At 41.1% G+C, this 21,888-nt stretch carries 19 protein-coding genes and 1 pseudogene; 9 read left to right on the top strand and 11 right to left on the bottom strand.

Annotated elements, in window-relative coordinates; translation table 11 throughout:
* Nucleotides 1-16 precede the first annotated feature (16 nt).
* The 4 genes from AC1DVK_RS15015 to AC1DVK_RS15000 all read right to left on the bottom strand — a co-directional run bounded on the left by AC1DVK_RS15015 (nucleotide 17) and on the right by AC1DVK_RS15000 (nucleotide 4,901).
* Nucleotides 17-361, bottom strand: a complete 345-nt coding sequence (locus AC1DVK_RS15015; protein ID WP_061462058.1) for a YisL family protein — start codon at nucleotides 359-361, stop codon at nucleotides 17-19.
* 132 nt (nucleotides 362-493) lie between these two features.
* The gene (locus AC1DVK_RS15010; RefSeq protein WP_477626795.1) at nucleotides 494-1,675 is read right to left on the bottom strand and encodes a DUF418 domain-containing protein; all 1,182 of its coding nucleotides are present in this window, start codon (nucleotides 1,673-1,675) and stop codon (nucleotides 494-496) included.
* A gap of 40 nt (nucleotides 1,676-1,715) precedes the next feature.
* Nucleotides 1,716-2,990 (bottom strand): MFS transporter, encoded by a 1,275-nt coding sequence (locus AC1DVK_RS15005; protein ID WP_477626794.1) that lies wholly within the window; start codon nucleotides 2,988-2,990, stop codon nucleotides 1,716-1,718.
* A 318-nt stretch (nucleotides 2,991-3,308) separates the two neighbouring features.
* The gene (locus tag AC1DVK_RS15000) at nucleotides 3,309-4,901 is read right to left on the bottom strand and encodes a long-chain-fatty-acid--CoA ligase (protein ID WP_289320830.1); all 1,593 of its coding nucleotides are present in this window, start codon (nucleotides 4,899-4,901) and stop codon (nucleotides 3,309-3,311) included.
* Between the two features lie 223 nt (nucleotides 4,902-5,124).
* On the opposite strand from AC1DVK_RS15000, the gene AC1DVK_RS14995 reads away from it, so the two are divergent.
* From AC1DVK_RS14995 to AC1DVK_RS14970, 6 genes are all read left to right on the top strand, one after another.
* Complete coding sequence (locus AC1DVK_RS14995) at nucleotides 5,125-5,346, top strand: spore germination protein (protein WP_125160987.1); 222 nt, start codon at nucleotides 5,125-5,127, stop codon at nucleotides 5,344-5,346.
* Nucleotides 5,347-5,368: 22 nt separating this feature from the next.
* Nucleotides 5,369-5,581 (top strand): spore germination protein GerPB, encoded by a 213-nt coding sequence (locus AC1DVK_RS14990; protein ID WP_061462054.1) that lies wholly within the window; start codon nucleotides 5,369-5,371, stop codon nucleotides 5,579-5,581.
* Between the two features lie 76 nt (nucleotides 5,582-5,657).
* Entirely contained in the window at nucleotides 5,658-6,269 is a 612-nt protein-coding gene (gene gerPC, locus AC1DVK_RS14985; RefSeq protein ID WP_061462053.1) for a spore germination protein GerPC, read from the top strand.
* Nucleotides 6,259-6,438 (top strand): hypothetical protein, encoded by a 180-nt coding sequence (locus AC1DVK_RS14980; protein WP_061462052.1) that lies wholly within the window; start codon nucleotides 6,259-6,261, stop codon nucleotides 6,436-6,438. The genes gerPC and AC1DVK_RS14980 overlap by 11 nt, the downstream gene beginning before the upstream one ends.
* A 5-nt stretch (nucleotides 6,439-6,443) precedes the next feature.
* Entirely contained in the window at nucleotides 6,444-6,851 is a 408-nt protein-coding gene (locus tag AC1DVK_RS14975) for a spore germination protein GerPE (RefSeq protein ID WP_061462051.1), read from the top strand.
* Nucleotides 6,852-6,872: 21 nt separating this feature from the next.
* Nucleotides 6,873-7,091 (top strand): spore germination protein, encoded by a 219-nt coding sequence (locus tag AC1DVK_RS14970; RefSeq protein ID WP_061462050.1) that lies wholly within the window; start codon nucleotides 6,873-6,875, stop codon nucleotides 7,089-7,091.
* 44 nt (nucleotides 7,092-7,135) lie between these two features.
* Here the strand turns inward: AC1DVK_RS14970 and trpB are convergent, their stop codons facing one another.
* On the bottom strand, nucleotides 7,136-8,299 hold the full coding sequence (gene trpB / locus AC1DVK_RS14965; protein WP_289320831.1) for a tryptophan synthase subunit beta: 1,164 nt from the start codon (nucleotides 8,297-8,299) through the stop codon (nucleotides 7,136-7,138).
* A 333-nt stretch (nucleotides 8,300-8,632) separates the two neighbouring features.
* Between trpB and AC1DVK_RS14960 the strand changes: the two are divergent.
* A pseudogene (locus tag AC1DVK_RS14960) lies at nucleotides 8,633-9,504 on the top strand (transposase); the annotation flags it as partial.
* A 143-nt stretch (nucleotides 9,505-9,647) separates the two neighbouring features.
* On the opposite strand, the gene addA reads toward AC1DVK_RS14960, so the two are convergent.
* From addA to AC1DVK_RS14940, 4 genes are all read right to left on the bottom strand, one after another.
* A complete protein-coding gene (addA, locus tag AC1DVK_RS14955; RefSeq protein ID WP_477626793.1) occupies nucleotides 9,648-13,382 on the bottom strand; it encodes a helicase-exonuclease AddAB subunit AddA in 3,735 nt (1,244 codons plus the stop codon).
* Nucleotides 13,375-16,872, bottom strand: a complete 3,498-nt coding sequence (addB, locus tag AC1DVK_RS14950; protein ID WP_427088373.1) for a helicase-exonuclease AddAB subunit AddB — start codon at nucleotides 16,870-16,872, stop codon at nucleotides 13,375-13,377. Before addB ends, addA begins: the two co-directional genes overlap by 8 nt.
* 190 nt (nucleotides 16,873-17,062) lie before the next feature.
* The gene (gene lepB, locus AC1DVK_RS14945; RefSeq protein WP_289320834.1) at nucleotides 17,063-17,626 is read right to left on the bottom strand and encodes a signal peptidase I; all 564 of its coding nucleotides are present in this window, start codon (nucleotides 17,624-17,626) and stop codon (nucleotides 17,063-17,065) included.
* Between the two features lie 33 nt (nucleotides 17,627-17,659).
* Nucleotides 17,660-18,274 (bottom strand): TVP38/TMEM64 family protein, encoded by a 615-nt coding sequence (locus tag AC1DVK_RS14940; RefSeq protein ID WP_289320835.1) that lies wholly within the window; start codon nucleotides 18,272-18,274, stop codon nucleotides 17,660-17,662.
* Nucleotides 18,275-18,566: 292 nt separating this feature from the next.
* Here AC1DVK_RS14940 and AC1DVK_RS14935 point away from each other — a divergent pair, with 292 nt between their 5' ends.
* Nucleotides 18,567-18,941: a YhjD family protein gene (locus tag AC1DVK_RS14935; protein WP_289337993.1), complete on the top strand. Its 375-nt coding sequence runs from the start codon at nucleotides 18,567-18,569 to the stop codon at nucleotides 18,939-18,941.
* An 899-nt stretch (nucleotides 18,942-19,840) separates the two neighbouring features.
* Here AC1DVK_RS14935 and AC1DVK_RS14930 read toward each other — a convergent pair.
* Nucleotides 19,841-20,407, bottom strand: a complete 567-nt coding sequence (locus AC1DVK_RS14930) for a competence protein ComK (protein ID WP_477626792.1) — start codon at nucleotides 20,405-20,407, stop codon at nucleotides 19,841-19,843.
* A gap of 335 nt (nucleotides 20,408-20,742) precedes the next feature.
* Here AC1DVK_RS14930 and AC1DVK_RS14925 point away from each other — a divergent pair, with 335 nt between their 5' ends.
* Nucleotides 20,743-20,979: an IDEAL domain-containing protein gene (locus AC1DVK_RS14925; RefSeq protein ID WP_061462041.1), complete on the top strand. Its 237-nt coding sequence runs from the start codon at nucleotides 20,743-20,745 to the stop codon at nucleotides 20,977-20,979.
* Nucleotides 20,980-21,149: 170 nt separating this feature from the next.
* Here AC1DVK_RS14925 and AC1DVK_RS14920 read toward each other — a convergent pair.
* Nucleotides 21,150-21,888: transposase (locus tag AC1DVK_RS14920; RefSeq protein ID WP_477626791.1), on the bottom strand; the 739-nt coding region annotated here is incomplete at its 5' end.

Here is a 21,888-nt window from a genome sequence, read left to right as displayed (position 1 = left end):
CCGTTTCCATTCTGTATTAAAAAAAGTCCATTCCCTGTGGCAGGGAAAGCCCTAAATAAAGGACGAATACAAACGCAACGATGAACAATATCCACATGGCACCTGTGCTTTTCCCTTTTTTCGTACGGACCAACACCATTTCCATCGCCGCAATCACGATGATTCCGACAATCATTTTCACTGCGTAAAAACCAAAATCCGTGATCAGCATTCCGCCTGTAAGGAAAATCAATAGATAGAATAAACGTGTTATCATATGTAGCATTTTTGCTTTCGGATTTCCGCTTTTAAGCATCGAATATGTGACAAAGAAAAGAATGATTCCGATAACCCAAGCTGTAATATGAATATGTGTAGTCATTTTTTTGCCCCCTCGTTCAGTTTCCATTTCATCATATCATAGGCTTTTACAAAAAAACAAAACTAAGATTCAGCTGAATAGGTAAAATCAACAATTTAATGAACATCATTTACATTTCTTCTCATCTAGTCATCATCGACGCATAACCGGTTTTTTACCATATGTAACAAAACGCCATAAATATTCAATCGGTCCGTATTTATACAGACTCATCCACAATAAGGAAAGCAGCATTTGCAGGCAAAACAGGGCTAAAAGGAAAACAAATCCAGTCGTATATGAGACTGATCCATATAAACCAAGGCCATATGAATAAAAAATGGCCGTACATACGATCGATTGGAATAAGTAATTACTCATCGACATCCTTCCGATATACGAAAGGGACCGGAAAAGAAGGGAATCTCCTGCTTGTTCCGCCAAAAGCGCGATTGCCGTGATATAAAAAATCGTAAATAGCGGTCCGCCGAAATAATCCTGAACGAATATCGTACCAAAATGGTATACCGTCACATATGGCAGGATCTTAATCGGCAAACCCAACAGCAAGCTTACGATCAATATCGCTTTCAACTGTCGTTTATATTGATTAATATTTTGGAGAAAGCCTTGCTTTGCAACGCCTGCTCCAATTAAAAAAAACGGAAAAATCGATAAGAAAAGGATAATGGCATTAAAAGGGTTGTTCACCATATACCAATCTAGTGCCCTTTGAGTCATTATTTCCGTAAATGTACCAGATTGATAAACTTCCAAAGACTGCTTCATCATCGCTGAATCAGTCGTCATTTCCATTCCTTCCCTATCAAATATGCCCATTATAAGAAATAGTGAACCCAATATAGCAAAAGGCAGAACATAACAAACCGAGCCTAGCAGAATTAAAGTCCTGCCCTTCATCTTATAAAAAAACAAAAATGCAAACCCAAATACAGCATAATTAATAAGGATGTCCCCATGCCAGATGAAGAAGGCATGAATGCACCCAAGTACCAGCAGGAAACCTAGCCTTTTCGTAAATAGTATAGGAAATGAAATGCCCTTTTCTTCACTCCTAATAGCCAATATGACGGCCCCGAAACCGAACAGAAACGCAAATAAAGGATAAAAGCTGGCTTGTGCGGCTACATCACTGAATCTGTACAAAATCCCGTCCCATCCTTCGGACCATCGTTCAGCACCATCTATGTATAAGAGCGGGGAGTGGAAAGCAGGCATATTCACTAAAAAAATACCTAAAATGGCTAACCCACGTAAAACATCGATGCTTACGATCCGTTTACTTTCCTGTATAGGTACAAACGTGCCCTTCATAGATTCACCTCTCTTATCCATAACAGATTTAACACCACTTCTATAACCTCATTGCCTCATCTTTTACCACTGTTGCCACTTTTTGCTTTTTTATTAGTATGACAAACAAGCTACCCAATAAGCAAAAGATTCCTGCAAGGAAGAATGCCCATGTATAAGAGTAGAATATTTTGAAGAGAAGCCCCCCGCCATATGCCGCCACTGCTGCACCCGCCTGATGCGCCGCGAATATCCAACCGTATACAATCCCGCTTTTCTCCAATCCAAAGACTTGCCTTGAAATGCTTATGGTCGGAGGCACTGTAGCTATCCAATCCAAGCCGTAAAAAACGGAGAAGGTGATCAATAGCGCGATTGAGCCTTCTTTTAGCGCAAAAGGAAGCAATACGAGGGAAGCACCTCTTAGACCGTAATACCAAAACAACAACCAACGGTTATCAAAACGATCTGATAACCACCCCGATACAGTCGTACCAATCAAATCAAAGATCCCCATGAAAGATAACAGTGACGCTGCCATAACAACCGGTAATCCAAAACTAATGCAGTAAGAAATGAAATGTGTGCCGATCAGCCCGCTCGTTGAAAGTCCACATATAAAAAAACTTCCTGCCAATAACCAGAATTCCTTTACTCTCACTGCTTCAATTAACGACTGAAAAGCCATACCGATGGGGTTCTTCTTTTGGACTGGAACAGCCTTTTGGATTTCCTCCACTAATCCATATGGAAGAATCCCAGCTTCCTTCGGATCGTTTTTCATGAATAAAAGGATGATTGCCAGCATGATTAAGCTAAGGACCAAAATTAAACCAATCGCCCATCTAAAAGAGTAATTCTCAATGATGATTGCTAAAACCGGAAGTAAAATGAGCTGACCTGTTGCCGTACTTGCCGTTAGTATCCCGACTGCCAGCCCCCGCCTCCTCTCGAACCAACGATTTGCCACATATGGGCTCAATACCGTTAAAAACACTCCAGACCCCAAGCCAATGATAATCCCCCAAATTAGAATGAGCTGCCACTCATGCTCCATGAAAAAAGTGAGGAAAATCCCTGCCAATAAAGTTGACATGGCCAACACCATCATTTTCTTTAATCCAAGCACTTCAATTAGAGCAGCCATGAATGGACCCGATAAACCATAAAGAAAAAGACTTATAGCGAAGGCTAAAGAAATGACGGACCGGTCCCACCCGAACTCATTTTCAAATGGTACGATGAATACTCCTGATGATGATCTAACGATTCCGGCTACAATAATCGAGAAAAATGTAATGATTAGAATCACCCAGCTATAATGAATACGTTTCAATGTTCTCCCCCACAATCCAAAAGTAAACATGATGAAAAAAGAAAAATCATAATAATTTGAAATATTTTATAATAGTAACACTTTATCGTTAAACAAGAAGCTTTTTTATCGAAACAAATTCCAGTCATCATCTTAAGAAGTCAAAATGAATGATTTGATTATAATGGCATGAGTTCCTGTGGCTGTGATTACGAAAGGGGACATTCATCATGGTCAAAGGGAGCCCCCACCTTCATTTCCCGTCAGGATCCATATCACACCAGATCGAATGGACAAACCAAAAAAAACGCTGATCATTACTGATCAGCGTTAGCGAGCTCAATTGACGAATCTGCCTGTTTTCCCCTTAGATTCCCAGTAATCGTTACGAAGATGGATTTTTTGGATTTTTCCCGATGCCGTTTTTGGAAGCTCATCGACGAACGACACACTGGTGACTGATTTAAAATGGGCCATTTTTTCTCGTGTGAAGGTCTTTATATCATCCTCTGTTAATTCCACACCCCTTTTTAGCACAATGAAGGCATGCGGCGTCTCTCCCCACTTTTCATGCGGAACGGCAATGACTGCCGCTTCAAGAATGTCCGGATGTTCATAGAGTATTCCTTCCACTTCTATGGAAGAGATATTTTCTCCGCCACTTATGATTATATCCTTTTTGCGGTCAACGATATCAACATTTCCATTTTCATCGATTGTTGCCATATCCCCAGTATGCAGCCATCCATTTCTCAGTGTCTGGTTGGTCGCTTCTTCATTTTTCCAATAACCTAACATCACACCATGACTGCGGACGATGAGCTCCCCGATATCCACGCCATCACGGGCTACTTCCTCACCATTTTCATGTACAACCCTTACCTCACTGCCTATGATGGGATATCCGGCTTTCGCCTTCATTCTATATTTTTCCTTTTCCGAAAGATCATCGAATTCAGAACGAATCAGCGATATCAAAGTTACCGGTGTTGATTCAGTCATTCCATAAATTTGAATGAATTCCCAACCTAACTCTTTTTCTACCCTTGTAACGAATGCAGGGGGCGGAGCGGAACCCGCAACAACGATTCGGATATCTTGCTCAATCACCGGAACATTCCGTTCATAATATTGAAACAAAGAATTCAGAACCGTTGGTGCCATATGCATAATGGAAACCTTATGCTTTTCAAGTGCATCAAATATTGTTTCGGGTGTGGTTTTCCTCAAACAAATTTGAGTGGCACCATTTGCCGTATAATAAAATGGGGCACCCCAACCATTTACGTGGAACATCGGCAGTACATGCAAATATGTATCGCGGTCATTGACTCTGAAGTGATGCATCGCACCTAGGGCATGCAGGTAATTGTTGCGGTGAGTCAGCATCACCCCTTTGGGATTTCCTGTGGTCCCGCTTGTATAAAGAAGGCTCGAAACATCATTTTCATCCACTGACTCCCGATTAAAACTCCTGTTATCATAACTTTCCAGCCAATAGTTGTAATCGATTTCATTTATCTCTTCACCTTTATAATGTACAATTATGTGTTCCACCGATTCAAGTTCATCCTTGACAGGATAAATTAGTTGATACAATTCCTGATCTACGAAAAGAACCTTGGACTCACTATGGTTCAAAATGAATAAATAATCGGCAGGCTTCAAGCGGATATTCAATGGAACGATTACGGCCCCAAGTTGAAATACTCCATAAAAGCCTTCAAGCATTTCAATTGAGTTAGGTGCCAAATATGCCACCCTATCACCCTTTTTGACTCCAAGATCCCTTAAACCATTTGAAAGCTGGTTTACACGGCCGTTCAACTCTAAGTAGGATAAAACCTTGTCATCTCCAATGATGGCTTTCTTATCGCCATATAGTAAGGCTGCTCGATCTAAGAAATGCGATAATACTAATGGTACGTTCATTTCCTCACCCCTCATTTTATTTAAAAATTCTGAATTAGTAAACATTTTACCATATCTGTTCCCATTCATCCAATGACACTCTTACCTGTTATACAACAACAAATTGATAGGCAGATGAATCACATCAATCTTGAGTTGACATACAATACATTGATACTCCCTTCAGTGTAGGCTCATCGCCTTGATTTAAGGGTAAAACCAGAATAATAAAGGGTGATTTTTCTTGCCGGCCATCGTAGGAATCGTTCAAGTCATCAATGTCAGTAACAGTGGAGTTGTCCATGTTGGTGACGTCTTTAAAATTAGTCCATATTCCGTTGCGAAAACTTTTTCGGGTGCTGGCTCGTTCAATACAGGTGAATCCATATCACTATATAATGCCTATAGCACCACAAATACAAATGATACAGATGGTATTGATCAGCCACTGGTCTTAAATCTCTAATGTTTTTAAGAAAGGAGTCAGCATGATCTTTAATATTCACCAGACCATACAAATCAATATGATAAAAATTCAAAGTATCGCCAATTCATCCGTTTTTCAAATAGGAAGTGCCGGGGTGATTAAACCATATTCCACATTAGCCAATACCGGTGGATTCACTGAGCCTGCTCCCGGAGTTGAAGCTGATGTAACCCCATTAACCAGTTTCGTCCCATTTAATCGTCCTAATTCATAGGCATTCACCTATTTCCATACTTTTCATATACTGTCATAAATGAATTTATCATATTGTGAAGGTGAGGTGTTGAATCGTGAATCAGGATCTATATTCGTACTCCATCCAAATGCAGTGTTATCTTGAAGCCCAGGATAAACGGATCATGAAACTTGAACGCGAACTCAAACGCCTGACAGATGAACTTGCCCAACTGAAAAGCAAACCGCCAATCCATGTAGATAAAATTGAATATAAATTCGATCAGTTAAAAGTCGAATCTTTAGATGGAACGTTGAATATCGGCTTAAACCCCAATGATCTAAACAACATTGATGAATTTGCCGTCAACAACCAACCCGTTCCACCTGCACCGAACCTATTTCCAGGCAGAGAAATCGTTGTCCAGGAAATTCACAACGATATACTTTCAGACTTGGAAAATATGATCCACGATGCGGAAACCCAGTTAAAAGTATCATTGGAACCATCTTATCATGACTTCATTAAGCAGGACGTCGAACGCCAGCTTCATCAACGAATCAATATGTATTTCGATAATCTTAATTATGCGGAACGTGCACCAGAGCAACGGGATAATATCAAGGAAAAAGTCAGGGAAAAGGTTAAATCCGATATTCAAGCTGCTTTATTTCAATTCATTACCCATTCACAAACCGAGACAGGAGGAAATCCAAATGGAGTTTAATGTAATCAATCACCAGCTTTGCGTAGGTGATATTAAAATTATCGGTGTATCAAGCTCTGCTTTATTTCTAATAGGGGATGTGCAAACGGTCCAACTATCTTCCGCATTCGATACACCTCCGGAATCCCTTATCATCGGACCAACCGTCCCATTTGCTCCAAAAGGATAAAAGAGATGTTTTCAAGAACATCAAAAGTAAAGTCTTTATCTGCCAAGACAATCCTTTTTAGCTCCACCATGCAGATTGGAGACTGTTCTTATATTGACGGAAACTCATTTGCCTTGGCAATCCAGAAGAAAAGCGACACTTTCGATTCAGTGGATGTTCATTTCGAAGACTATGACATTTTTAAGAAACCATTTTATATCCCTAGATTGAATGAACCCGTCATATCAAGATTTTCAAATCCGAATCCTTTTATTCATGTTGGCAACATCGACGTAATCGGGGTATCATCTTCAGCTGTTGTCGGTGTGGGGAATGTCGGTCATATACGTATGGAATCCAGAGTGAAACACATTCGGGAGATTCCTAAAAAAACCGAAAAGACACCAATTGAGGATTCAACCCACACCCCTTAAATGTTAAAAGGAGGAATTTATATGCCAGCTATTGTCGGTCCAGTCCAAATATTCAATGTCGCGGATGGAAACCTGTTATTCGGGGATGCAGCCGTCATTTCGCCGAAGTCTTCCAACAAAACTGTCACCGGATCCGGTTCATCTAACACTGGTGCGATCGTCTTTACGGCCAATGGGCTGAATGGAAGCAATGTCCTTGATGTCAATGGGGTCGACCAACCCATTGCAGGGAATAATTAGTCAAAGAAAAAGTCTCCCATATCCGGGAGGCTTTTAAATTTGGCCTATTTTTCTATCATGTTAAATACTTGCTCCACATCTTTATCACCCCGTCCTGATAAATTAACGATCAGGATATCATCTCTTGTTAACTCTTTTGCTAACTTCATGGCGTAAACTAGAGCATGCGAGCTTTCGAGAGCTGGGATGATCCCCTCTGTTTTGGATAACACCTGAAAAGCCTCAAGAGCTTCTTCCCCTTTTACCGTCACATACTCCGCTCGTCCGCTATCTTTCAAAAAACTATGCTCGGGTCCAACACTTGGGTAATCCAAGCCGGCCGCTATGGAAAATGTCGGTTTTGGCTGCCCATGCTCATCCACTAACGTCAAACTTTTGAATCCGTGCAATACTGCCGGGACACCTTGCGAAATACTAGGGGCTTCAATTGGTTCTACACCAATTAAACGGACATTTTCTTCTTTGATATAATGTGCAAAAGCACCAATCGCATTGCTTCCCCCTCCTGCGCAAGCAATGATGGCAGTTGGGAGCTTTCCTTCCTTTTCAACGATCTGGCGTTTTGATTCTTCACTTATGATTGCTTGAAAATGCTTAACGATCGTTGGATAGGGATGCGGGCCCACTGCTGAACCAAGCAAGTAAAAAGTATTTTCATAGTTTTGCACCAAATCATTTAATGCCTCATCAACGGCATCCTTTAATCGCCCCTGTCCCTTTTCGACCGCTACAACTTTTGCCCCCAACAATTCCATCCGAAAGACATTCAATGCCTGCCTCTCCGTATCCAGCTTACCCATATAGATTACACACTCTAAGCCGAACATCGCACATGCTGTTGCAGTCGCTACACCATGCTGTCCAGCGCCAGTTTCTGCGATGATGCGATTAGCACCCATCCGTTTAGCGAGCAGGATCTGTCCAATCGCATTATTAATTTTGTGAGCACCTGTATGATTCAGATCTTCACGCTTCAAATATATTTTTGCCCCGCCAATCTTTTTCGTTAAATTCTGTGCTAGGGTCAACGGGTTTTCGCGTCCGACATATTCTTTCAGATAATATTGAAACTCCTCAATGAATTCCGGGTCATCCTTATATTTCAGGAATTCCGTTTCTAAAATATCCATAACTTCCTGTAGTTCACCCGGTACAAAGCTCCCACCGAACTCACCAAAGTATCCCCTGCTCTTGATCTCACTCGTCATACTCTTCTCTACTCCTTTAAAAGGTATTTTTCTCCTCTAGTATATAGTAATTTTTTATATTTTTTCAAACTATTCTGTTTATTTGGTGAAAATCGAGTTTGTCTACAGTTTTTTTTGCTTGTTCAATTTGAACGTTGATTTCCAATCCAGGCACTCGCTTTCCGCGGGCGGTCAGGGAGCCTCCTCGCTTGCGCCTGTGGGGTCTTCCCCTAGACGCGCTTTTCCCGCAGGAGTCTCGTACCTTCCGCTCCAATCAACTTTGAATATTAAAACTTAAGGTGATGAGGATGCTTTCTAAACATGATTTTATTCAGCGAGATCAATTTGAAATGCGCCAGTGCGAATAAGCGGAAATTTGAAAAGAAAATCGTTCGCAAGGAAACACGTGCGTATCAAGGACGACTTCAAGAAGAAATATATCAAGACCATGAAAACCATAATAAAAAACCTTTTCCACCGGATAAACTTAATAAGGAAGAAACCAAAGAAATTAAACAAAGTACAACTGACCGTGAGAGTGGCTACTATGTCAAAGATGAACGAACAAAACAGTTTGCCTATTCATCTCATGCGGTACCGACCGCAATGGTTTTGTACTGGGGACAATTGTAACACCTGGAAATACGCATGATAGTCACATCTTAGAGCCACTTGTTGGACAAGTAATTGAAAAAGTTGGGAAACCAGAAGCTTTTGCCGCAGATGCAGCTTATAAAACACCGGCGATTACAAGCTATCAATTTGGTAATAAAATAACACCGGCTTTACCGTATACACGTCCTCGAACAAAAGAAGGATTCTTCTGCAAATATGACTATGTTTACGATGAACATTTTGATTGTTACCTTTGCCCATCGGGCGAGATATTAAAGTACACAACAACGAATAAAGAGGGCTATCGTGAGTACAAATTACCAAAACCCATTTTTATCAAAGTGTACCCAAAGTAAAGACCATCAAAAAGTAGTGACACGTCATATTTGGCAAGATTATATCTGCGTCATCATCAAGATGTAAAACCTATCTATGCGAAACGTAATGAAACGATTGAGCGTGTTTTCGCAAATGCAAAAGAAAACCATGGCATGCGTTGGACTACTTTAAGGGGACTTAAAAAATTGTCGATGCAGGCGATGCTCACTTTCGCTGCCATTAATAAAAAGAAGATGGCCAATTGGACATGGCCATGTCCAAAAATCGCCTAACATAGTAGGCTCGTAGAGATCCAATTCCTTAATATTGAGCAAAATTCAAAGGGAATTTCAAAAGGGGGTTCGGAATGTTTTAATTCCGAACCCCTTTTGTCTACAAACTGAGTGTCCCACATAAATGGGACACTCTGTCTCTCTTATAATTCCAATAAATGCGATCCGTCAAAGAAAAACAAGTAACGGCTGGTTACTTTCTTATTCAATATCCCTTCAACAGCCCTCGTATATAGCTGAAGCTGCATCCGGTATCGATTGGCAAGGATTTCTTTAGCCCCTTCATACCCGCTAGCAAAACGGCCAGTGATTGTATCCGTTTTATAATCGAGTAGCACAAGACCTTGTTCATCCTCAAAGATACAATCAATCACACCTTGGATAAGGATCTCCTCATCGCCAGTTGCCCAATCGCTGTAAGCCTCTTTTGCAGGCACCGACATCGTAAATGGCACTTCACGGCGAATGCTCCCGGCCCTCTGCATTCTTTGGCCGATTTCACTGTCAAAGAAATCGACAATCGTTTCCGGATCCACAGCTTCTTTCTGTTCCTCCGTCAACAACTCTCGTTGAATCAAGTCTACCATCAGTTCCTGAATCGATTGAATGGTAATCTCTTTAGATAGATCAATATGCTGCATGACTAAATGTGTAATCGTACCCCTTTCAGCAGGTGTCAGTGACTTTTCTTGCATGAAAGTCGGACGCTTCGTGATGGGACGTTTAAATTTACGTAACAACTCCGTGGAGCTTTGCTCGTCCTTCAATTCATATTGACGTTTTAGTTCAGAAACGGATTGTTTGGAACGATACACCGTCGCCTCATGCTCGGGGTACTCCCATTCGAGCTGTTTTTTGATATCATCATAAAATTCGGAAACCATCGCGACCTTCTCTGATTTTTGGACATGATCGAGTATTTGCTCCTGTACCAGTGCCTCTTCCTCATCCAGGACAGCAAGTTCTTCACTCGGAATGACGGAAATGGACCAATTCGATGGATGCGACTCCATTTCCAAGCCAAGGCCTGCAGCACCAAGGGAATCCCGATGCCGGACAAGGGATGGACCAATCCAATCAAGATAGCTTTTTGCACCTGCCCGTACATAGTCCTTTAAAAGCCAATCTCCATGTGCCGCATTACTTTCCCAGTTCTGCTGCGTTTTTTCTGCATCATTGATGCTGGCAATTAAATAAAGCTTTTCTTTAGCTCTAGTAAGTGCCACGTAGAGGACACGCATCTCCTCGGCAATTAATTCAAGTTGCTTTTTTTTCTTAAAAGCCAATTGAGGGAGGGATGGATAAGTTATCCGTAATTCGGAATTCACATACTTAGCCGCAAAGCCATAATCCTTATCCAGTAAATACGGCTTGCGTATATCCATCATATTGAATTGCTTGGAAAGACCGGCAAGAAACACGATCGGGAACTCAAGACCCTTTGACGAGTGAATCGTCATCAGGCGGACTACATCTTCCTGTTCCCCTAAAGCCCGGGCTGCCCCTAGATCATCTCCACGTTCTTGCATCCTTTCTATGAAACGCAAGAAACGGAACAGACCGCGGAATGAACTTGCTTCATATTGCCTTGCCCTGTCATACAAAGCTCTTAAATTGGCCTGGCGCTGTTTACCACCTGGCATCCCTCCTGCAAAATCATAAAACTGCGTTTCGCGATATAGAAGCCAGATCAAATCTGATAATGCTTCCTGTCTGGCAAGCTTCCTCCACTTTACTAGCTTTTTATAAAAAGTTGAGGCTTTTTCATATAGCCCGGGATGTTCTTCCGGGTCACTCTTTCTGTAAAAATCAGCTAATGCTTCGTAATAGCTCCCTGTATGGAATAAACGCACCTGTGACATTTCTTCTTCATCCAGCCCGACTATAGGTGAACGGAGAACGGAAGCCAATGGGATATCCTGCTGCGGATTATCAATCACCTTCAATAAGGAAATCATGATGGCCACTTCGGTCGCTTCAAAATACCCTGTCGACAAATTGGCATAGACTGGAATCCCCTGCTTTTTAAATTCCTCCATGATTTGCGGTGCCCATGGCATCGAGCGAAGAAGAATGACCATGTCACGATATGTGGCAGATCTGTACTTTTTGGTTTTCGTATCATATATCCGATGCTTTTCGCCTATAGCCTTTTTAATGAGCTTAGCCATTTGCCTTGCTTCAAGCTGCGCTTTTTCAAGTTCCTCAGCCTCAAACCCGCCATCCGATCCTTCCATGTCCGAAAGGGTTCCCGAATCGGCGGTTCCATCAATTAAATGGAGTTCAATTGGGTTTGGATCGTCTTCGGGATATGGGGCACCTTTCTTCAATTGGGCATCTTCATCATAATCAATCTCACCGACTGTAATGCCCATCAACTGTTGAAACAAGAAGTTCGTCCCATCGAGAACTTCCTTTCGGCTCCTGAAATTGCGGTTTAAATCTATTTTAAGTCCGGACTCAACACCATCATGGGTAAAACGTGTGTATTTTCCAAGGAAGAGATTCGGTTCCGCAAGCCTAAAGCGGTAAATGGACTGCTTGACATCGCCTACCATAAACAGATTCCCATTATATTCGCCGTCAGCCGTCACCAGTTTTAAAATGGATTCCTGAACAAGGTTCGTATCCTGATACTCATCTACGAGAACCTCCTTGAACTGATTCCTGTATTCGATGGCTGCCGCTGAAGGTTTTCGTTCGCCATCCACAATCTCCCCTGTCAAAATCCGAAGACAATAATGTTCCAAATCAGCAAAGTCAACTAAGTTCTTTTCTGCTTTTGCAGCAAAGAATCGATCGTCAAACTGTTTAACAAGCATTACAAGTGTATCGACATAACCCTTGAGCTCCCTTATATCGCGCAGATAGCTTTCCGGTTTTCGGGAAAATAACTCTTCCTGTAACGATTTGATGATCTTCTTCGCCTTATCGCGATACTTGGTAGCCTCATCCGATACTTCCTTGATAAAATCTTCACCAGTAAGCCGTTTTGCCGTTCCAAATTTCACGTTTTGGATTTCTTCATAAAGAGAATTCCAGGATTGGTCTTTCACTTCCGAAAGTTTTGCAACCAATGTCAAATCGGCTAAATAATTCTCAGCCCTTGGTGCCGGCCCCCCAGGGACTTTTGTCAACGCAAGCGACCGTTCCAATAAATCCCTGGCAGTGTCCAGTTGTAAACCAATATCGAATTTCAATGAATCGATAAACGAAAGATCATCAATCCCATCATCATCAGCCAATTCATACATGCTTGCTGCACCATCGAGCCATCTGTCCGGGTCAGGGTTCGATTGCGAAAAGTCATGCAGCGATCGAACTATATTCTGAAGTGCATCATCATTTCGATCGCTTGTAAAAGCATCCACCAAATTAAAGAACTCATCATTATCATTTTGGCCATACTGTTCCTCGAAAAGTTCTTCCATCACTTCATCACGGAGTAGCTGGATCTCTGTAGAGTCTGCAATCCGGAAGCCTGGGTCGATTTCCGTCAGGTAATAATACTTCCGGATCACCTCTAAACAAAAGGAATGAAGTGTGGAAATCGAAGCGCGATTAATCAAGCTCAACTGCTTCCGCAGATGCTGTGAATGCGGATTTTCATTGATCGCTTTTTCTAATGCCTCGCTTACCCTATGGCGCATCTCGGCAGCCGAAGCATTGGTGAATGTAACGACGAGCAGTTCATCAACATCGATTGGATCTTCTTCTGAAATGACTTTTTGGATGATCCGATTGACCAGCACCGCAGTTTTCCCTGAACCTGCAGCCGCCGCAACCAGAATGTCCTGATCTTTAGCCCATATCGCCTTCCACTGATCTTCCGTCCAGGTCACGTCTCCTGGCAGAGCAGGGATTTTCATTTTACTCATCGCTCTCCCCCTCCCCTCTTAATAGCTCAAGAACATCATTTTGTTTCTTCTGTGCTAAATTCCTAAATTGATTCTCCTCGAGTGACTGGTCGAATTGGCATACCGATTTAAAGGAACAGAAGGTGCACGGCGTTTTTTCCTTTAATTTATATGGCGTTATTTCCACATCACCATCGACCATTCGATCACCAGCCTCCTGATACACGCGGCGCACATGATGATTCAGAAGCGAAAACTCTTCCCTGCTGGCTACTTTGGAAGCCGCCAGGAGCGAACCATCCTTTTTAAATCCAGCTGGAATAATATCCGACTTACCCGAATTTTCAATATCAAGCGAAGTATCCATCATCTGAATGACATTTGAATGATTCAGTACAAGTCCATTCATTTTAAAACTTTTATAAATTTCTTCTTCAATTTTATCCAAACTGAGCATTCCCTTTGATTTGACAACAGGATTATGCACATGAAAATACAAAACGCCGGCTGGAATAGCTTCCTTTCCTATTAGCGACTTCGAATGGGTGACGACGATATCAAGGTATGTCAACATTTGCAGCGCAAGTCCATAATATACTTCACTCATGTTCAGTTCCTTTTCACTCGACTTATAATCGAGCACACGCAAATAGACACCCTCACCTTCTTCCGCTTTATCCACACGGTCAATCCGCCCGATCAATTCCATCTTCGTACCGTTTTTCAATGTGAAAGAAAGTGGCGGCAGCTCTCCATTTTTTCCGAATCCGAGTTCTAATCCAATTGGAGCAAAACCGCTCATCTTTGCATGTTCACTTAAGACGATTGAGGCCCGTCCAATCACGTGTTCCAGCTTCCTGCGTAAATAGTGATGGCGGTTCGTACTTAACAAAATCTGATTTTGAAGTTTAGGAGCAAGTTTCTCCACAGCAATTCTAGCCAACTCCAAACATTGTTCCTTCGTCAAAGCAGACCAAGGAATATCATGTTCCTTTAAGTAATCCGAAATCATTTTCAACGCTCCGTGGAACATCTCACCAATATCTGGTGCATCCAAACGGAAAATTTGCCTTTCCCTCAATTTCAAGCCATGAGCGGCATAATGGGAAAACGGGCAGCTATTGAACATTTCCATCCGGGATACACTCGTAAGAATGCTCTCACCATATAATTGCTTGCTTGTTTCCTCTGATAATTTCTTTGTTCCATTTTGATAAAAAAGGCTCGATAAAACCTTGGTTGCTGAAGGACCGGCCTTTTCATCCTCCAAAATGGAATTATATACATCCCACCAAAGTGAGTGGATTGGATAGTTCCTTTTTTTCAGCTGCAATTGGGCAGCGAGGTACGATAGTGCCACATCATAATTCGCCGCATATTTCACCTGTTCCTCAGCAGTCAGATCGGATGGATCGTTCATATAATACACATCGGAAACGTTAAGCAATACGTCCCTTACCCTTTTCAAATAGGATGAGGGTAAAAGTGCCTTCCCTTCCTCATCGGCAAGCGGATATGATAAATAAAGGGCCTCAGCAGGTGTAGTAAAAGCTTTATACGCAGTAAACTCCTCATCAAGGAGGCGCACCTTTGAATTTGGAGCAACATCAAGTCCACCAGCCAGCAGCACCTCACGATCACTATCTGAAAATATTCCGTCAGATAAAGCCTTTCCTGGCAAAACCCCTTCATTCAAGCCGATGACAAAAGCTGTCCTCACATCATCCAGGCGGGATAAATCGAGATTAGCTACTAGGACTTGGTCAATTGCCGGCGGTACCAAAGAATATTCAAGGGACTCCAGACCAGCTTCAATGACTACCGCAAACTGTTTCATGGAAAGCTCTTCCCCGCTCAGCAGTTCAACGAATTGGTCTAGTAAGTCGACAACCGCATTCCACGTTTGCTCATGCTCTCTAGCCGATACCAAATCACCCGCTTCTTCTGCCTCCTGTTTCAGTTTTTCCAATTTTTCCGGTACATGCAATTCCTCAAGATATAGATAAAGGGCCTCACACAATTCCCTGCCATTAGCTGCCTTTTTAACACGTTTTGATAGCTTCAAGATGGGCTCGGTAAATAATTGCTTCATCTCATTCAGCTCTTGCTCAAGCTTCATTTCTTTATCCGTCTGGTTTCGGTCCTCTAGTTCCAGTCCGCGGAAACGCCGGTAGGTCCAACGCTCTTTGGACGTCCACCTGCTTCCTTTAATTCCACGGGCCAGCACATAGTTTTCCAGCTTATCAACCTGTTCGCGCATTCTATCGTGATTTTTTTGCAGCGGAAATAGAAGCTCCGTCTTGATTGCACGAAATACCGGCTCATAACGCCAATATCCATTGATTATCTCCAAAGTCGAACGAATCAGTTCAATCAGAGGATGATTCAGCATGGTCCGTTTGGAATCGACGAACAAGGGGATTTGATAATCCCGAAAAACGGTTTGTAAAATATCTGTGTATGCCTCTCCATTTCGGACTAAAATCGCAATATCACGGAAACGGTGCTGTTTCTTTCTGACAAGCGTCAAGATGTCCCGGGCAACTCCTTCAATCTCAGCTCTGCGGTTAACTGCCTGGGCAATCGTTACATCAGGTGACTGCCCAAACGTCCGTGCAGGACGAATGGCAAAGTAAGTTTCCAGATGATTCAGGCCCGGACTCTTTCCAAACCTTTCCGTCCCTTTTAAGATTCGGTCTTCTGAAATGGGTATACCGTTCCTCAATCCAGCCTGATAAAGGTTATGATAAAGATTTCCCGTTTGCCTGAACAATTGCAAATCATCCGGAGCATATTGTCTGTAGGGCTGATCTAACGTCAGCGAGACCGTTACACTCCTGCACAGCTTCATCATTTCTTCCACAATCAACAATTCCTGTGGCGTCAAGCTATAAAAACCATCGATATAGATATCCGCATTCCTTATATATGAAGACTCAGACATTTTCTCGATAAGCAAAGTGAAATAGTCTTCGGAATCTAAATATTTGCCAACCATTTCATCCTCAAACGCCTGATAGACCAATTCAAGGTCATGAAGTTTATCCTGAATGCCGCTGCCGGAGGGTGATGTTTCGGTCAAATAGTTTTGAATGTCATCCGGTTTGATGCAATACTGCTTGAACTCAGCCAGCATAAGCTCCATCTGTGCAATGAACCCCTGCTTATCAGCAGATCGACGAAACATCTTTAACTCTTCTTTTTTATCCTCCATGATTTTCCTTATCAACATATTAACGCCAACGCTGTTCAAATGGAGCCGGCTCATTCCCCCAGTTTCCTGAAGAACGCGCCAAGCAAGCCTGCTAAAACTGAAAACCTGTGTACGGATCATTCCGGCAAGGCCTGGTGTTTTAATTAATTTATATTCAGATAGAAACGTCATCTGATCAGGAACGAGGTAGATAATTGGATTGCCTTCGGGATTTTCTGCCAAATTGGTGCGAATTTCGCCCAATATATTCGAAGTTTTCCCTGCACCCGATCTTCCCAGTAAAAAACGGAGTGACATCTCTTTTCCCCCTTATACAACATAATATCTAGATCCATCATACCAGAAATACTTTCGTCTTTTTGACTAGGTTTCTGTTTCCAATTAGATTTACATTCTATTATTTTACCGTTTCCCTTTAAAAAATACCAATCGTACGTTCGCGTTTCCTCCAAAAGAAAAAGCCCTGATAATTTTCGGGCTTCCTCAATCATTCTCCTGTAAATTTATAATTGAACTCTTTGATCGGCCAATATCGAACATCGACTTTACCGACAACATTATCAACTGGTATGTAACCAAAGTGACGGCTGTCCGCACTTTCAAGGCGATTGTCACCCATGACAAAAAGCTTGCCCTCCGGGACTGTTGTCATGCCCGTCAATTCCTTTAATGTAAAATCGCCCGTAAAATCCTGTCCCGGGAAACCTTCCTTGTATTTCTCAAGATAAGGCTCATCCACTTTCTCACCATTTACGTAAAGCCAATCATCTTTATAACGAATGCGGTCACCTGCAATCCCTATAACTCGCTTAACATAATCTTCCTGTGCATTCGCATGAAAAACTATAATGTCAAAACGGTTGATATCTTGAATCTGATAATGGATTTTATTCACGACAAGTTTATTGCCGTCTTCAAGAGTCGGCTGCATCGAATCCCCTTCAACATCATAGCTTGAAAAGAAAAATGTACGGATTAAGATGTAAATAACAAAAGCTATCATGGCTGCTTTTATCCAATCGGACAAAGAATTCTTGTTTGTTTTTTCCATCTGGTTCAACCCCTACTACATTTATATACTAATTTATTGTCCTTCTTCTCTCTTCATGCTTTTATTTAATCGGACTTCCAGTCTTTTTCCCACATACCATAGGATAAAGATGACAATCCCGATAATGATCGTACGTACAGGCTTATGTATTAAGGATACCAAATCGTAACCTACGAAGCTGATCGTAAAAATCATCACCGCTTTCCCTCCAACGACTGCAAGTCCATATTGCAAGGGACTTACCTTTGAAAGTCCTGCCACGATATTCACGATGGCCGACGGTGTAAAAGGGAAGCAGAGCAGTATGAACAAAGGACCGAATCCATGGCTTTCCACCCAAACCATCAACCTCTGCACCTGCTTATGTTTTTGCAAAAATCGAAAAAACCTCATTTGACCATATCTTCTAATAACTAAAAAGATCAAAAAAGACCCCGCTACTGCACCAATCCAAGAAAATAAAAATCCCCACCAGAGACCAAAAGCCGTTGCATTTGCAAGCACGAACACCACTAAGGGTAAAAAGGGCAAAAAAGCTTCCAACATCGGCAGTAAGATTCCGGGAATTGGACCGAATGAGCGATATTGCTGAATGAGCGCCGATATATTATCAAGTGTAAACCACTCACGTATAGTATCCAAATCCATAATTATCTCCCTCGACATGCTACTATCAAAGCAGCATAAACTTATTAAAAACCGTTTACTTTAGATATATCACTTTCCCCTGAAATTGCAAGAATTATTATCCATATATCTTCATACTTTCCCTATCTCAGGAAAACATAATCTTGTTAACAAAAATTTCATCATTTATCAAAACTTCTTGCATATAAACTGAAAATACATTAGGATAAACAAATGAGAACAAACGTTCTAATTTTCACAAGATATACATATTAATATTAAAAACGTGCTTTTTTAGAAAGGAGCGGTCATGATGACCCGCATTCCAGAAGATGACCGAAATATGATTGAAAAAGCCATCTACCTCCCTATGGTTATTACAGTCTTAAACCGGGATCTCAAGGTCATCGAAATTAGTCCGTTTAAATTAAAAAGGCCCTATTCGGAACTAGTCGAGCATATATTAAAAGTCGTTCAGGACGATCTTGCCGAGGTACGGCGCTATTTGCGCAAGGAGAATATTATAGTAAGTGAAATCAAACGTGATGAATCCTTCACGATGTATTGTTTTTTATATAAAGGATATGAAGAACATCATAATTATTTCAATCCCCGCCTTCGGAATAAAACGGAAGACTTGTTATGTTATTACTTTTTCGAAAAAAGTCACCATGCTAGGGATATTTAGCGGCTTATCCCTATGCTGCCATCCTCCATGTATGATTATCTGTTAATGATATAGATGCATTGGGGTGTAGGGAAAGTATGACCATTAAAAAACGCATCTCTTCTTTCCTGCTTCTTATAGATGAGTGAGTCAATTTATCATGACCAAGATCGATAAGGCTCACTACCCTCAACTATTGTCATAAACCGTTTGCACATTTAGCTGCTTACTGATTATGACAAACATTTTCGAGGACACAGTCTTAACGAATAATAGGCCGGGCTCGTATGCTCATATTTAATCGGTATTTTACTCACATCTTATTCTGTACATTTAATAAAACTATTCCCCAACACTATCATTTTAGAGTCAGCAAAACGTTTTTGCAAAAGATTGTTATAAGTCTATATTAGAGACAAATGAAAACGTTATCCTTTACCTTACTTTGGTCACGGCAGATGAATAAAACGGCAAATCAATATAATCTCTATCATTATGTATAAAAAGACCTTTGTGAAACATAGAGGTTATCTATTATATTGTGAAGTGAATAACTCACAAACTTATACTCCTTTGTTTAATCGTAAAATCATTGGATGTTAAAATAACCCTCCCTCAATTTAGAAAACTTAGGAGTAATCTATATTGTGGGCTGGAATTAATTATTTTTATAAAAGTACTAACGGTAATAATATTATTTGAAGAGGGAACATGGTAGGAGGGAAACATCACATTTACTAAAGAAAGGACTGAAAAAATTTAAAAAGAAATCGACGATTTATGGAAGTGTTATTTGAAGATTAATAATAGAGCCCTTCTCTTATGAGAAGGGCTTGCTTTAATTTTGACTAAATGCCGTTTGCATCCTTTACATTCCAGTCAGCACTGTTACGATTTTCACAGCCTGGATCCGCCTTCCTTCAATTGCTTGGTATATACTTTGTCATTACCTCTGAAGCCTTGACTCCATTTGCCTCGGAGAACAGATAGAACGATTTCCTCTTTGTTTCCTCAATCCTCTGGATCAGTTTCGTTTTTAAAAAAGATGTCCGGTGCAGCTGGTTTTCAAAAGAACTGCATGATACTTCTATATCGATGGTTTGTCTATTCCTGAATGTGATGGTTGTATGTTTGGAATCCAGGCGATCATAGGATACCACATGCTCATGTGATAACCAGATGCATTGAGGACGCAACGGAGATGTAGTTGGAAAGAAGAAGATCGAACTGGTTGGATCAATTGCAATCGGTGCTTTATGTGTGATGTTTATGAGCTGTTTCGTGCCTTGTTTGCGTCCTTCATAACTTGATCCGAAAAACTCACAGCTTTTCTTTACTATTTCCAAAGGTTTAAACGGGGAGATGAACTCGTCCTCCATTTCAACGATACGGGCATATATTTTACTTCCATAATTAATTGGTGAAACCATTAGTGTATAGGGCGTGATTTCATATTCCTCGATGATTCCCTGACTGTTTTCCTTCATTTTCAATCCACCTCTTCCTCATTACATTAAAAAGTAAAACTATAAACACCATTTTACTTTACCAAACCTTATACTCTTAATCGCTTGTACCCTTCCATTCCCGATTGTATAAAAAGGTGAAGGGAGATAGTAAATATATGCTAAATTCCTCACTATAATAGCACAACCTGTAAAGATAAAAAGCAAGTTCACAAAAAATTAAAAATTCTTTTAAAAAGTGGTCATTTCGTCATCTAAACGACACATTCTCTATTAAGTTTAAATTTTTTTGAATTTTCAGTTGATTTTATCCATTCAAATCCATATACTAATAAAAAGGGTCAGGGGTGGTAACTTTGAAAAATGAAAAATCTTATTCAGAGTCAGTGAAGTCCTTATCAATGAGCGAAATGAAAAACGATGCTGTGGTTCAGGAAATGTTAATTGATATGATTATTCTGGAATCCGTCCTTACTACCAAAAAGAATATCCTTGCGAAACAGATTGATGAAGCCCTGGATATGAAAAACAAACCTTTATTCCTAAAACTAAGTTCTGAAATGAACGTTTTACTGAAACAGTTTGGAAATTAAAATGAATGACTAAAAAACAGCCTGATAATCAAAACAGCCTCCCATAAAGTGGGAGGCTTCAGTTTGTAGACAAAAGGGGTTCGGAATTAAAAAATTCCGAACCCCTTTTTGAGATTCCCTTTGAATTTTTGCCTGAAGTTAGGAGATTGGGGCTCTACGAGCCCACTATGTTAGGCCATTTTTGGACCTCGCCATGTCCAATTGGCCATCTTCTTTAAATTAATGGCAGCTAAAGTAAGCATCGCCTGCATCGACAATTTTTTAAGTCCCCTTAAAGTTGTCCAACGCATACCATGCTTTTCTTTTGCATCTGCGAATACACGCTCAATCGTTTCTTTACGTTTCGCATATATAGTTATTACATCTTGATGATGACGCAGATGATCTGCTTCTTCCACATGTGTTTGCCAAATATGCCGTGTCACCACTTTTTGATGGTCTTTTCTTTCTGTACACTGAGATAAAAATGAGCATGTCGCACAAGTGTGTTTGGGTGATTTATACTCGCGATACCCCTCTTTATTTGTTGTTGAGTACTTTAAAATCTCGCCCGATGGGCAAAGGTAACAGTCAAAATGTTCATCGTAAACATACTCATGTTTGCGGAAGAATCCTTCTTTTGTTCGTGGCCGTGTATAGGGTAAAGCCGGTGTGATTTCTTTGTCAAAGAGGTAGCTTGTAATGGCTGGTGTTTTATAAGCTGCATCTGCGGCAACGGCTTCCGGTTTTCCAACTTTCTCAATCACTTGTTCAACTAGTGGCTCTAAGATCTGACTGTCATGTATATTTCCAGGTGTTACAATCGTTCCCAATACAAAACCGTTGCGGTCTGCGGCCGCGTGGAATGAATAGGCAAACTGTTTTGTTCGTTCATCTTTCACATAGTAGCCACTCTCAGAATCCGTTGTG

The sequence above is a fragment of the Peribacillus sp. P4_B1 genome, from assembly GCF_056402395.1.
This window is presented reverse-complemented; position numbering and strand designations above follow the sequence as displayed.